Annotated in this window: 10 protein-coding genes; 1 reads left to right on the top strand and 9 read right to left on the bottom strand. The window is 41.2% G+C overall.

The genetic code is table 11. From position 1 onward, the window contains the following. Positions 1 to 61: 61 nt before the first annotated feature. From LKD48_RS07690 to LKD48_RS07675, 4 genes are all read right to left on the bottom strand, one after another. The gene (locus LKD48_RS07690; RefSeq protein WP_308731647.1) at positions 62 to 2434 is read right to left on the bottom strand and encodes a hypothetical protein; all 2373 of its coding nucleotides are present in this window, start codon (positions 2432 to 2434) and stop codon (positions 62 to 64) included. A 90-nt stretch (positions 2435 to 2524) separates the two neighbouring features. Continuing rightward, positions 2525 to 3265, bottom strand: coding sequence for a hypothetical protein (locus tag LKD48_RS07685; protein ID WP_308731646.1), 741 nt, complete (start codon positions 3263 to 3265; stop codon positions 2525 to 2527). Continuing rightward, complete coding sequence (locus LKD48_RS07680) at positions 3252 to 3827, bottom strand: RNA polymerase sigma factor (RefSeq protein WP_308731645.1); 576 nt, start codon at positions 3825 to 3827, stop codon at positions 3252 to 3254. Before LKD48_RS07680 ends, LKD48_RS07685 begins: the two co-directional genes overlap by 14 nt. 152 nt (positions 3828 to 3979) lie before the next feature. After that, a complete protein-coding gene (locus tag LKD48_RS07675) occupies positions 3980 to 4798 on the bottom strand; it encodes a YesL family protein (protein WP_308731644.1) in 819 nt (272 codons plus the stop codon). 243 nt (positions 4799 to 5041) lie between these two features. Between LKD48_RS07675 and LKD48_RS07670 the strand changes: the two genes are divergently transcribed. Next, entirely contained in the window at positions 5042 to 5812 is a 771-nt protein-coding gene (locus LKD48_RS07670) for a hypothetical protein (protein WP_308731643.1), read from the top strand. A 48-nt stretch (positions 5813 to 5860) separates the two neighbouring features. On the opposite strand, the gene LKD48_RS07665 is transcribed toward LKD48_RS07670, so the two are convergent. The 5 genes from LKD48_RS07665 to ileS form a co-directional block, all read right to left on the bottom strand. After that, complete coding sequence (locus LKD48_RS07665) at positions 5861 to 6988, bottom strand: DHHW family protein (protein WP_308731642.1); 1128 nt, start codon at positions 6986 to 6988, stop codon at positions 5861 to 5863. A 16-nt stretch (positions 6989 to 7004) separates the two neighbouring features. Beyond that, a complete protein-coding gene (locus tag LKD48_RS07660; RefSeq protein WP_308731641.1) occupies positions 7005 to 8327 on the bottom strand; it encodes an MBOAT family O-acyltransferase in 1323 nt (440 codons plus the stop codon). A gap of 94 nt (positions 8328 to 8421) precedes the next feature. After that, positions 8422 to 9126 (bottom strand): hypothetical protein, encoded by a 705-nt coding sequence (locus tag LKD48_RS07655; protein ID WP_308731640.1) that lies wholly within the window; start codon positions 9124 to 9126, stop codon positions 8422 to 8424. 144 nt (positions 9127 to 9270) lie between these two features. Further along, positions 9271 to 11730 carry a glycogen/starch/alpha-glucan phosphorylase gene (locus tag LKD48_RS07650; RefSeq protein WP_308731639.1) on the bottom strand — a complete coding sequence of 820 codons (2460 nt, stop codon included), beginning with the start codon at positions 11728 to 11730 and terminating at the stop codon, positions 9271 to 9273. 16 nt (positions 11731 to 11746) lie between these two features. Next, a complete protein-coding gene (gene ileS, locus LKD48_RS07645; RefSeq protein WP_308731648.1) occupies positions 11747 to 14896 on the bottom strand; it encodes an isoleucine--tRNA ligase in 3150 nt (1049 codons plus the stop codon). Positions 14897 to 15007 lie beyond the last annotated feature (111 nt).

The following is a 15007-nucleotide window of genomic DNA, read 5'->3' as shown; positions in this document are numbered from 1 at the left end:
AACATTCGTAATCCGCTCATTTTTCTTTGAAAAATGGCTACTTACTCATGTTTTTGGCGGGTCAAGAGTTCAAAAAACCTCTTGCAAGCAAGCTTGCATCGGCTTTCTGACCTTTTGACCCTGGTATCATATCAATTTCTTTGCGCACATTTCCCATGCTGTCTCTTATTACGATACGACCTACTTCCTGAACACATTTCATTTGTTCATTCATAAATAAAATTGTGCCGTAACCATCAAGCATTGTGCCATCAGCTAAATAATACAAAATTTCAGAATACTCTTTTTCTGCATATGCAATTGAAAGTATGTCGACTCCTGCTGCACCTGTATTACTCTGGCTCGCCATGCGTGCCATGATTTTGCCATTCTCACTGATAAGATGAGTATCGTTATCTGTCCCGTATAAAAATTTCTTATTTTGATCAAACAACAGTCCAAATATATTTCCCTCTTGAATAACCTGTACATCTGAACATTGCAGGATCTCATTCATGATCTCTGCATCAACTTTTATTTTATTTCCCCATATAAGATTTTCTACAAATCCATTGCCACTTTCATCTAATCCCCAGTACCATAAACACACTTCGTCATACATGTTACCGATATAAATCTGATTTTGCGGATACGCATTTATTATATTAAATTCATCATCGCACCGATAATAATATATTTTCTGATGCTCGGCGGATGTTGTCTGTAAAAAGAACTCGTGTCTCCCCTCATTATTTGCTGTTACCGTAAGAAGACGCAGACCATTTCCTTGTGCATCTGGATTTTTAGCAAAAAATTCATCTTCTGACAAAACAATTTTTAATGTATTGTCATCACGCGTAGCTGTTAAAAGTCCTTTTTCATTCATATCGTTCCAACTGTTGTAAATTCTCCAGCCAGCTTCCCCACCAGTCCATGTCAGTCCTGATTGCTCTATCCATATGGTCTCTCCTTGCGCATTAACACATTTCGTATAATGACTGCCATCTGAAAAATACTCATTTATTAAAATCTCATCGCACAGCACGGTCAGAACATTCTCATTTTCCTGAATCATAATCAGCAGCTGTCCTGTCTTGTCATACACGGCACGTCTGCTGATAATAAAGTTGCCCTGCACAGTCACATCCTCTGCCCCTTCCTCTATGCATGTTCCGTCTATCCGATACAAATTGCCTACATCAGAGCCGATCATATACACAGAATCACTAAAAAGAGTCACGCTCTGCCTAGCCGGCTCCACAATCCACTTTCGATCCTTCAGAGAATAGATTCCCATCTGTGCACTCGCATAATCGCTGTCATCTGCAGCTCCATCCTCATATCCAGTATACAAAACAAGCGGTGTATTTTCGTCCACTATCATTCCATTGCTAATATATGCGCTATTTCCTGTGATTCCATAGCCAGGAAGTCTTAAAACTTCCTCTCCAGAAGAATCAAGCGCAAGAACCATATCTCCACCCAGCCAATTGTAGCTGCCTTCTCCTGTCGTCAGCACCAAATATTCATCTTCCGCGATTGGAAGGTTGTAAGCAAATTGCCCTCTCGGTGTAATACAAAGCTTACCATTCTGCATCGTACATACTGCATAGCGATCTGCATAAATAGCATTTGTGTCCTGCTCTATTAACGGTTCTCCATTTGCATTAAAATATAATGTATTCGGATTTGTTCCATTCTCATAGACAACAATTGTATCTTCATCCAGATTAACAACATTCTCCTGCAAAACTGTATGCCCTCTTGACTCAGAAATGACAGTTCCGTTTGAAATCAGCAGAGTAACAATATTGTTTGGATTTATCGTATTAATTGTAACGCCATACATTGGACCTGCGTTTGTAACATCTATATAAGAAACCTCACCGCCTTGTAAATCAACAGATGCCGTAACAATTGTCTCCTTTGTCCAAAAATTCGTGATTGTCAGAAGTCCATCAGCTGTAATTTGATACGTTAATGGCACACGGGTATCGTCTTCATAATAAGTATCTATAAATTCTTTTGGAAGTTCTTCAGTTATATTATACTGACTGTCACAGGCATAATAATGATATATAGAAGAACCTTCCTGGTTCTCGATTAAGCTAATAATAACTTCTCCTGTCTGTTTATTTTCACATACAATACTAATTTTAGTTCCATTTGGCTCCCATTCTGCATTTTGTGCAAGCCAGTCCGCTTCCTTTAATTTTGGATTTAACATCAAATCTGTTACAATTCCTTGTCCATCTGCTGTCTCCCAGCTAAGCAGATCATTTGCATCAGTTAAGTATAGCCAATCACTGACAGTCCATACTGTTGCCATCGTATCAACATCAAACATTATATACTCATTTGTACTAAAATCACATCCTAGCACATAATTTCCAAACTCGTATTGTGCAGTAAATGACGGATGTTCGCCAAGTAACTGTCCATCACAATCATACACATAATCTTCGCTATAAATACGATCTCCTACTCGCCTGAATACCTGATTATCCTGTGTCAGTTCAATACCATTGATATTATATAACTTTCCTTATGAATAGAGTGTACTGTCGCTGCTTGTAAATACCGTATCTGACAACTGATTCCAGTAAGTATGAAACTCCTGACTAAGTTGCAATTCTCCGCCGACATACATCTGATAGCCCACCGTTTGAAGATTATTTATCGGTACTCGCTCTCCATTCTTTACAAGAACACACTTTTTCCCTGTTAACAATTTTCCAGCAATAATAGTTTTAAGACTGCCATCCCATGCATTATATACAGATACTATACTTTCATCTGTCTGCACCATAAATTGATAGTTTGTTGAATTACTAAGCCAGCCACTCTCATTTGTTGTTTCCTGTAATGCAGCTTCTGTCGTCTCTGCTTGTGTCGTCTCTACTTGTGTTGTTTCTTCTTCTGTTGTTTCTGCTTGTGTCGTCTCTTCTTCTGTCGTCTCTTCCTCTGTCTCCCAATCAATTTCCTTTGTCTCTTCTGTCTGATATGGAAGTTGCATCGGAACATTTGAATGATCGATTCGATTTCTGCCTGTCTGAAAGAAGATTGCCGTACAAATTGCTGCTGCAGCGGCAAGTGTACCGCCTACAATAAAATATCCTGGCACACTTTTATCGCTCTGATAGTGCTTGTAATCCTCCGCCTCTAAGATAAAATCATCACGGATATCGCCCATCCACATCAAGATTTCCTGTTCTCGCTCTGCCATTTCAGGTGTTTGCTCTTTTGCATTTTTCTTAGATGTGCTTTCAAAATCATGCTTTTTCATAAACAGTGTCCTCCTTTCCACTTTGTTCCCAATAAACTCTAAAACGCTTTCTCATCTGATACAATGTGTTATAAACATTTTTTTCCTTTAAACCCATATGCTTTGCAATTTCCCGTGGTGTCTCCATATACCAAAATCGAAGCACGAAAATCATCCGATCTGTTCTTGTCTGTTTTTCCAGAAATCCATTCAGACGCTGCACAAAATCATCTCTGTCAATCATACGGCTAATAGCGTCCTCACCAATAAGATCACCAACTTCCTGCTCAATTACACTAATTTTTCCATATCCGCGTTTCCATGCCTTATTATGAATTATCTTGTTAAGCGATAAATTTCTTGTGATCCTTGCGACATATGCTCGAAGCGAATCTGGTCTGTTTTCCGGAATGCTGCACCATGTTTTCCACCAAGTATCATTTAAACATTCGCTCACATCCTCACGGTTCTGTATAATTTCCCATGAAATCTGTCTACAGTAATGTCCATAATTTATTTCAAGCTCTTCAATTGCAATCTCGTCTCGTATCCACAACAACCTAATAATGTCAATATCTGTCATCCCCCTGTCCTCTCTTTCTTCTCTGCGGCTGTATGCATTCTAATATAATACCTTATACCATATAAGACAAAATCTATAAATAAATTTCTTACAAAATCAAAATTTTTTCAAAAAAAGACAGCTGGTTTTCACCAACTGTCTCGCTTTTACTTTTATTTTTGCTCTTCTTTATTATCCTGTGTGGCTGCGCTGTCTGTTTCTTCTTTAGGTTCTCTTGATGCAAACATCTCTCTTGAGAAGACCTGTGTATCTGCTTGCTGCTGATCTTGCTGGGTCATAACGATATGAACCTGCTCGCCTTCTTCTGCTTCCTGTGCCTCTAACTCACGCTTAGCCTCTGCAACTACAGAATCACCATTTGCCTCGTCTTCCTTCGGGATATACTTATCAAAGATTACCACCAAGAAGTATGACTGTAAAAATGCAATCAGACCATAGCTTAATAAGATCAATGGTGGGAAGAACAGACATCCCACGATAACAGCTACTGCAATAACAATCATTGCCAGACTGCGGAAGATATGCTTTACACCGATGAACAGTGCATTTCTGAGTGTGAAGCGAATCTTATTGTAAAACTTTGCCTGAAGCGGATATACATAAACGAGTGTGATCAGATACAGTAAGAAAATTCCAAGGAATACAATTCCAAGAATACGGCTAATCTGTGTACCCATCATAAAGTATGCATAAATATCATACAAGAAGAATACAAGAAGCAGTGTCATGATGATACCGATCACACTTCCCTGCTTGAAGTTTTCCTTGAAGGACTTAAAGAAGCTTCTTACTGTGTACGACTCCTCATCCCTCACAAGTTTCAGTGTTACATAATACACCGCAGTTGATGCTGGTCCAATCGTAATGATTGGGATACAGCAGACAGCCCACAAAAGTGTCAGGATAAACACATCTACGAGTTTTCCCATAAACCGCCAAATTGGATTGTCAAGATTAAACAAGCTTCCCATTATAAGTACCTCTATTCCTTTTTCACATATTGCGCTGCGATCACGCAGACGCTCCCGGACGGCTATATTTTTTATTTGCCGCTCATAGATTTTATTATATATGAGGATTCCTAAAAATGCAAACGAATGATGCAGATTTTATGATTATTTTATACTAATCATACTATTTTCATTTCCATATCGCAAAAACTGTGTTACACTAGTATCATACTTCTTATACCACAGAAAGGCATGGATTAAAATATGAGAATTGAAGCAGATGACCCAAGCAAAAAACAACCAAAGAAGGAGGAATTTAACCCGGTAAAAAGTGAAAAACGCAGTTTTAAATCTGAAATTGCTAAAATGAAGTCAATGGGCTTTAAGGATGGATGGGAATATTTCTGGAGCTATTATAAGGTTCCAGTCTTTGTGATCATAGGTGTGATCGCCATTGTGATTAGTATCACCATGTCCGTAATCAGAAACAGCCGTCCATTTATCGTGCAGGTTCATGTTTATAACAACTACTTATCAGATAATGCTGATGTTGATTCCCTTGAAAAAGAATTTGCCGCCTATGAGGATATGAGCCTTAAAGACTATCAGATCAGTTTTAATCTGACAGAATATCTTGACTTTAGCGGATCAGACGAGGCTTCCTATACCTCTATGATGAAGGTAATGGCAATGGCAGCCGCTCACGATCTTGATGTACTCGGCGGCAATACTGCATTTGTCAATTATTATGGTGTCGGTGAGGAAGATAATACCTTATTTGCCGATCTCGAGGAAACACTTCCGCCAGCATTCTTCCAGTACTTAAAGGAACAGGATCGTATCCTTTACTTAAGCCGCACTGATGAAGCTGGCAAGGTCCTTGGCCAGTACGCAGCTGCAATAGACGTTAGTGATACTCGTATCGTAAATAAAAATTGTCTGTTAGGTACACCATGTTACCTTGGCATTGCTGTCAACACGTCAAGACTTCAGACTTCCATTGATTTTTTGGAGTGGATTTTTGATTATCAATAAATAAAAAAGTCCAATAGGCCAGATGAATATTCCGCCTATTGGATTTTTTTATTTTTTAATTGTACTGCTGTCATTTAATAAAATAGTTCCATATAAAAACAGTACATCTGCATTTGCCATTTCATCTGATTCAAAATCAATTAATTCTCCCAGTTTTTTTTGCGCGATATAACGGAGATCTACAACCACTATACTGCTGTAGGAATCAATTAAAAGAGGAATCAGACTGCTGCCATAGGAATCACGAAAGACGATTAGATTTTTCTTTTCTGCTGCCTTAGGATTTTCAATCCTAAGAAGTGCTGATGGACCTGACAGGAAAAAATCATAAGGATCATAGCCTGTCAGCTTATCCTTGTCATAAACAGTGCCTGTCTTTTTCGTCTCATAATTATAAACCTGTGCCTGTGAAATGATTTCACTGTCTATATACATAATCTTATCAGGTGTTACTTGAAGTGCCGCCTGACCGCTGTATACACCATAAAAAGAATCTGCTGCCTGACAAATATCATAGTCATCTGATAAAGTATCATTTTTCATATTTCTTTTTATCTGGTTGGCTGTTTCTATCAGTGCTTCCTGACGCCAATGGCTGTCTGTGAAATAGTATGCCTCAAGAGACAGCGTCTGTGTAAGATCAATAAATTTCGCATATGGCATCCCATTTTCAAAGTATTTAAAAAACTTATCATAATCCATCACCGGATACCCATTTTTCGCCGCAAGATAATATCCTTTATCTGGTACTATTGCTGCATAAATTTCATGGCTGCCATTTTTTAAATACTGTGTATAGACATGCTCAAATGCATTAACTGCATGTGACACGGAAGCCTCATTGATTTCGCTTTCTATTGATGCTGCATAGCCGTCTGCAACATAAATTCCATGAACATCTTTTTGCTGATACAAAGAAAACAGCGCTTTCGTTTTTAGCTTTCTAAATGTTTCACGAAATGGAAACTGATCCTGACTGTAACGCTCAAAGCCACTCATAAAGTTTCCCTTTCCCACACTGTCTTTTGTAAGCGCTGGAAGCTGTGCCAGACGTCTTCGCTCACAGACAGATATCTGATTTGGCGTATGAAACCATGCTGCAAGGCAAAGTATTCCAAATGTAAGTCCTGTTATAAGCAATGTGACAATAGCCTGTTGTTTTTCTTTTTTTATCATAAACTCTCCCCAATGCTTAAAACCTAAAATATAAAAATGGATTATATGAACCGTCCACCAAAAAGGCAGTTGCCAGCAAAAATAGTCCTACAAGCACAATCGGCATCACCCAATTAAGAATACTTCCTGCCTTTGTTTTCATAAATCTATTAAATGCTGTCACTGGCAGCGGTGTTGCTGCGATTGCTGCAAAAATAAGCAGCAGTCCATAGCTTCTTAGATAATACACACTTTGTACTGATATGACTGGCAATTTTCCTGCACCAAACAATCCGCCTATTCGCTGCATAGCCTGTGGTATTGTATCTGCTGAAAAAAGAATGAAGCTAAGTAAAATAATAAAAAGCAAATACAAATGTGAAATAATAGACGGCATTCGTTCCAGCCATTTTCCCCATAAAAATCGCTCGCACAAAAGAAGCACTCCAAAACCTGCTCCCCACAAGACAAAGTTCCATGATGCGCCATGCCACAGTCCTGTAAGCATCCACACGGCTATGACATTTCTCACATAAAGTCCAGTCTTTACGCGGCTTCCTCCAAGAGGAATGTAAACGTAATCGCGAAACCAACTGCCAAGACTGATATGCCATCTGCGCCAGAACTCTTTTACGCTGCGGCTAATCAGAGGATAATTAAAATTTTCTGGAAACTGAAAGCCAAAAATGCGGCCTAGTCCAATCGCCATATCACTGTAGCCTGAAAAATCAAAATAAATCTGAAGTACAAGCGCTGCCGCATACATCCACCAAGATAATATGCTTGGCTGCGATGTTTTTAGACAGATATCTGTCAGTTCTCCCAGTACATTTGCAATCAGTACCTTCTTGCTTAATCCTATCAAAAATCGCTGTATGCCTGATGCAGCAAGTGTGACGCTATGCTTTCTTTCCTGCAGCTCTCTTTCAATATCCGTGTATCGCACAATCGGTCCCGCAATCAGCTGCGGAAACAGCGATACATATGTTCCAAATGAAATAATGTTTCTTTGGGCTTTAGTATCTCCTCTCCAGACATCTACAGTATAACTGATGATCTGAAATGTATAAAAACTTATTCCTATTGGAAGAGACAGCTTAGAAAGAGGCAGTGACACACCTGGCAGCTGATTCACATTTTCAATTAAAAAATCAGCATATTTAAATATAAGAAGAAATGACAGGCTGACCGCCACAGATATCCACATGAGGATGAGTCCGCTTTTTTTATTCTGTTTTTTTTCAATCATAAGTGCAAAAACAAAACCACTCACAATTGACACAATCATAAGCACAATATAGCGCGGCTCTCCCCATCCGTAAAAAATCAGGCTGAACACAAAAAGCACTGCATTTTTCAATTTCCGCGGTGCTGCAAAATAGCACACCAGCACCGCCGGAAGGAAATAATATAAAAATGGAAGTCCGGAAAATAACATTTTATTTTTTTATTTTTTATTTTGGCTGATAGGTATTGTCTGGATTACCGCATACCTCTGTGAATGCAGCTACAGCATCGTCCATGCTGTAAAGCTCATGATCTGCCATAAAAAGCATAATAATATTATCCTTTGATACTACAGTCAGCTCATCTGCCTCTACACATACCCACTTGCGCGGATTAATTCCATCTGCCATTTTCTGTGCAATATCAGCTGCATCTGCCTTATCCTTAAGTCTAACAAGCACAAGTGAATATGCCTGTGAACCCATCATTGGCTCAGATACAATTGCTGCATCAAGCTTTTTCACATCATCCATCGTCAGACCTGTATAGGAAGATACTGCATACTCATCATCAAAATCAACAGTGTCAGTTTCCACATCAAAATCTGGTCCCTTGATTGCATACATCTTATCTAACAGCTCACTAAGCTCTGCATCTAACTGCAAAACGTTTTCATCAGTTGCTGCTGCCTCTGATTCACTCTCAGATAACGTCTCTTTTGTTTCTGTCTCTTTTTCTGTTTGATCCTCAGTCTGCGCTTCTGTCTTCTTTTCAGTTGCTTTCTCGGTTTCCTTCTCAGTTTTCTTTACGGTTTCCTTTTCATTTGCCACTGTGCCTGATGGCTTTGTTGACTCTGGCTTTTCATTTCTGCCGCATGCGCTCATAGAGAGTGCTGCCGCTGTCATTAAAATAATAAGTCCTGTTTTTCTCATGATTTTCTCCTTTCATAAAACAAACAGGGACAGGGAATGTGACTTTTAACGCCGCATTACCCTGCCCCCGATGGCATTTAAACTTCTATCTTATTGTTTTCTGCATTGCACAATTTTATACATGCATCGCATATTTCCAATTCATTACAGTTCAACTGTTACCTTGTCAAGCTCCCAGATCTCGTCAACATACTGCTGGATGGTACGGTCAGATGTGAACTTTCCGCTGCATGCGGTGTTCATCATAACGATGTGTGCCCATCTTGTCTGATCCTGATACAGCTCGTTAATCTTCATATGTGCCTCATGATAGGACATGAAATCCTTGAGGATGAAGTATGTGTCTGCGCGGTCGCTGCTGTAGGTATTAAGCAGTGAATTGTAGATATCGCGGAACAGCTCCGGATCCTGTGGTGAATAGAAGCCATTGATTAACTGCATAAGAACCTGACGAATCTCCTGATTCTCGTTGAAAATCTGCATTGGATCATAGCCGCCATTCTTCTCATAATTGATAACCTCATCTGCGGTCATACCAAAGATAACAGCGTTGTCCTTGCCAACTTCCTCAAGAATCTCTACGTTTGCACCGTCAAGTGTACCGCAGGTGATTGCACCATTTAACATAAACTTCATGTTACCAGTACCAGATGCCTCCTTAGATGCAGTAGAAATCTGCTCTGAAACATCAGCTGCTGCAAAGATAATCTCTGCATTTGATACACGATAGTTCTCAATGAAGACTACCTTGATCTTGCCGTTGATGGACTTATCATTGTTGATGACATCTGCTACAGAGTTGATCAGCTTAATGGTCAGCTTTGCACGGCGATAGCCTGCTGCTGCCTTTGCACCAAAGATGAAGGTATGTGGATAATACTCCATATCTGGATGGCTCTTTAACTCATTGTAAATGTACATAACATGCAGGATGTTTAAGAGCTGTCTCTTATACTCATGCAGACGCTTTACCTGTACATCAAAGATGGAACGCGGATCAACGTCAATTCCGTTGTGCTCCTTGATATACTTTGCAAGACGAACCTTGTTCTGATACTTGATGTTCATGAACTCCTGCTGGCTCTTCGGATCATCTACAAACAGCTTAAGCTTTGAGATCTCCGGAAGGTTGGTAATCCATGCATCACTGATCTTATCAGTTACCCAGTTTGCAAGCAGTGGGTTTGCATGAAGCAGGAAACGTCTCTGTGTGATACCATTTGTCTTGTTGTTAAACTTCTCCGGCATCATCTGGTAGAAATCCTTTAACTCCTGCTTCTCCAGAATTTCTGTATGAAGCTTTGCTACACCGTTTACAGAATAGGAACCTACAATTGCCAGATGTGCCATGCGAACCTGACCGTCATAGATGATTGCCATTTTTGCGATCTTCTCATGGTTGCCCGGGTAGGTAGCTTCGATTTCCTCTACAAAGCGGCGGTTGATCTCCTCAACGATTCCGTAAATACGCGGAAGCAGACGTGAGAACAGCTCGATTGGCCACTTCTCAAGAGCCTCTGCCATGATGGTGTGGTTGGTGTAAGCACAGCACTTTGTTGTGATTTCCCATGCAGCCTCCCATGTCAGATTCTCCTCATCCATAAGGATACGCATAAGCTCTGCTACTGCCATAGACGGATGGGTATCATTCATCTGGAATGCAACCTTCTCGTACATCTTTGTAACATCGCCATTATGAGCCTTCTTATATTTATTTACAGCTGTCTGCAAGGAAGCTGAAATGAAGAAGTACTGCTGCTTTAAACGCAGCTCCTTTCCTGCATAGTGGTTATCGTTCGGGTAAAGTACCTCTACGATATTCTTTGCCAAGTTCTCCTGCTCAACTGCCTTCTGATAATCACCCTTATCAAAAGAATCCAAGTTAAAGGTATTGATAGGCTCTGCATCCCAAATACGAAGTGTATTTACAACGTTGTTGCCATATCCTACGATTGGCAGATCATATGGTACAGCACGAACAGACTGATATCCTGCCTGTCCAAAATGCTCTCTTCCTGTCTCGTCCTTTGTTACTGTTACGTAGCCGCCAAACTTAACCTCACAAGCATACTCAGCACGGCGAATCTCAAATGGATAACCATCTCTTAACCAGTCATCCGGAACTTCTCTCTGATAACCGTCCTCGATCTTCTGTGCAAACATACCATACTTGTAACGGATTCCACATCCATATGCCGGATAGCCAAGTGTTGCAAGAGAATCTAAGAAGCATGCTGCCAGACGTCCAAGACCACCGTTTCCAAGTGCCGGATCCGGCTCCTGATCCTCGATAGTATTCAAATCAAAACCGAGTTCTTCAAGAACCTCCTTTACCTCATCCTGTGCACACAAATTTAAAATGTTGTTTCCAAGAGCACGGCCCATCAGAAACTCCATTGAAAGATAATACAGCGTCTTTGCATCAGTGCGCTCAATCTCCTTGTGAGTTGCAATCCACTGATCAATGATATCATCCTTCAATGCATAGGATACTGCCTGAAAAACCTGCTGCGGAGTTGCCTCATCGATGGTTTTTCTGTACAGGGTCTTTACGTTGTAGATGATCTGCTTTTTCAGCTCAGCCTTATCAATCGTTGTTTTCATTTCATCCTCCTTAGGTTTATTCCTTGCTGACAGTGAGTACAACAGTCTCGCCGTTGATGCTCCACTCCTTGGTGTAGCCGCTGATCTCACTGTCTGTCAGCTTATCTGCAAGTACATCTGCACAAATCTCATCTGCATACTTGCTGAAGATGGTCTCAATCTTTACATTGTCCTTGTAGCCGACTGTGATGTGATCCGTTACCTCGAATCCTGCTTCCTTACGCATCGTCTGGATCTTACTGATGATCTCTCTTACAAAGCCTTCTTCAAGCAGCTCTGGTGTTAAGTTGCAGTCTAATACTACTGTAACATCCTGATTGCTCTCTGTTACATAGCCTTCTTTCTGCGTCATATCGATCAAAAGGTCTTCCTCAGTAAGAACAACCTTCTCGCCATCAAAATCAAAGGTGACAGAACCATTTGCCTTTAACTCATCCATAGTGGCATTGCCGTCTACAGAAGAAAGGGCGGTACGGATCTTTCCAAGAAGCTTTCCGTACTTCGGACCTACTGTACGAAGCTGCGGCTTAAAGGTGTAGGTAGTAAATGAACGTACATCGTCTGTAAATGTAACTGTCTTAATATTTAACTCGTCTGCAATGATATCCTTAAAGAACTCGTTTAATGTAAATGGTGCCTTTACAAACATGTTTGCAAGCGGCTGACGGTTCTTCATGTTTCCACTGTTTCGGCATGCGCGGCCAAGAACAACAACCTTTAAAACAAGATCCATGTCTGCTTCAAGTTCCTTGTCTACATGTGCCTCATTTGCCTTTGGATAATCACACAGATGGATGCTCTCCGGTGCGGATGGATCTACCTTTACAACGATATTCTGATAGATCTCCTCTGTCATAAACGGAATCATCGGCGCTGCTGCCTTTGCAATTTCAGTCAGACAGGTATACAGCGTCATATAGGCATTCACCTTATCCTGCTCCATTCCCTTTGCCCAGTAGCGCTCACGGCTGCGGCGTACATACCAGTTACTCAAATCATCAACAAATTCCTGAAGTGCCTTTGCAGTCTCTGGAATCTTGTAGTTTTCCAGGCTGCTGTCGCATGTCTGAATCGTAGAGTTTAACTTAGACAAAATCCACTTATCCATAACGGAAAGCTTCTCATAATCTAATGTGTGCTCCATCGGGTTGAAGTTGTCGATGTTTGCATACAGTACGTAGAAAGCGTAGGTGTTCCACAGAGTACCCATGAACTTACTGCGGCCTTCCTTTACTGCATCATCGTGGAAACGGTTCGGAAGCCACGGTGCGGAATTGGAGTAGAAATACCAGCGGATTGCATCTGCTCCGTGCTGGCGCAGTGCATCCATTGGGTCAACGGCGTTGCCCTTGGACTTACTCATCTTCTGACCGTCTTTATCCTGAATATGGCCAAGAACGATAACGTTCTTATAAGGTGCTTTGTCAAATAAAAGAGTTGAGATTGCAAGCAGGGAATAGAACCATCCTCTTGTCTGGTCTACTGCCTCACTGATAAAGTCAGCCGGGAAATTCTTCTCGAAGACTTCCTTATTCTCAAATGGATAATGATACTGTGCAAATGGCATAGATCCTGAGTCAAACCAGCAGTCGATTACTTCTGGTACTCTTGTCATCAGCTTTCCACACTTCGGGCAGGTAACATGAACCTGATCGATGAATGGACGATGAAGCTCAATATTATCCGGACAGTCTGGTGACATCTTCTTTAATTCTTCCTTGCTTCCGATAGCATGCATATGACCGCATGAACACTGCCAGATATTCAGTGGTGTTCCCCAATAACGGTTACGGCTAAGTCCCCAGTCCTGAACGTTTGTCAGCCAATCGCCAAAACGCCCCTTACCGATGCTCTCCGGAATCCAGTTGATGGTGTTGTTGTTTGCAATCAGATGATCCTTTACAGCTGTCATCTTGATGAACCAAGACTCTCTTGCATAGTAGATAAGCGGAGTATTACATCTCCAGCAATGAGGATAGCTGTGCTCAAACTTCGGTGCTGCAAAGAGCTTGCCTTCTGCTTCCAGATCCTTTAATACTTCCGGGTCTGCCTTCTTGACAAAAAGTCCTGCATACGGAGTCTCTTTAGTCATCTCACCCTTGCTGTCTACTAACTGTACGAACGGAAGATCATACTTTCTACCGACCTTTGCATCGTCTTCACCAAATGCAGGTGCAATGTGAACAATACCAGTACCATCACTCATAGTAACATAGCTGTCACATGTCACAAAGAAGCCCTTCTTATTCTGCTTTGCAGCAACATCTCCAGAACACTTAAACAGTGGCTCGTACTCCTTGTACTCAAGATCCTTTCCTTTATAAGTCTCAAGAATCTCATATGCCGGCGCATCCTCTGTCTTAAGACGACCAAGTACGTTCTCAAGAAGTGCCTCTGCCATGTAATAGGTATAGCCATCTGCTGCCTTTACCTTGCAGTAGGTATCCTCTGGATTTACACAAAGTGCAACGTTTGACGGCAGTGTCCATGGTGTAGTTGTCCATGCTAAGAAGTATGCGTCCTCACCCTTTACCTTGAAACGTACAATTGCAGAACGCTCTTTGACATCCTTATAGCCCTGTGCAACCTCATGACTTGAAAGCGGAGTTCCACATCTTGGGCAGTACGGAACGATCTTAAAGCCCTTGTAGAGCAGTCCTTTGTCCCAGATTGTCTTTAATGCCCACCATTCAGACTCAATGAAATCATCGTAATAAGTTACATATGGATTTTCCATATCAGCCCAGAAACCAACGGTCTCGGAAAATTCTTCCCACATACCCTTATATTTCCAGACATTTGCCTTACAGCGCTCGATAAATGGCTCAACTCCATACTGCTCAATCTGCTCTTTTCCATCAAGACCAAGCTCCTTCTCTACTTCAAGCTCAACCGGAAGTCCGTGTGTATCCCAACCGGCCTTTCTCGGTACCTGATATCCTTTCATGGTTCTGTAACGAGGGATCATATCCTTGATCGCACGGGTTACCACGTGTCCAACATGCGGCTTGCCGTTTGCTGTCGGCGGACCGTCATAAAACATGTACTCAGGGCAGCCCTCTCTCTCCTCGATACTCTTTTCGAAGATATGATGCTCTTTCCAGAATTTGGAAACTTCCTTCTCCCTCTCCACAAACTTTAAGTCTGTAGGAACCTTATTGTACAACATAGTTTTCTCCTTTCTCATACGCTACAGCGCGTATACCATCGCTGTATGATATATGCTTTCCGATAACGTTGGAATAACGTCCTGACTTACTTTAGCACTCTGTCATTA

This window comes from Anthropogastromicrobium aceti (assembly GCF_020687335.1).
Lineage (GTDB): Bacteria > Bacillota > Clostridia > Lachnospirales > Lachnospiraceae > Anthropogastromicrobium > Anthropogastromicrobium aceti.
Note: the sequence above shows the minus strand (reverse complement) of the source record. Positions and strands in the feature narration are given on the sequence as shown.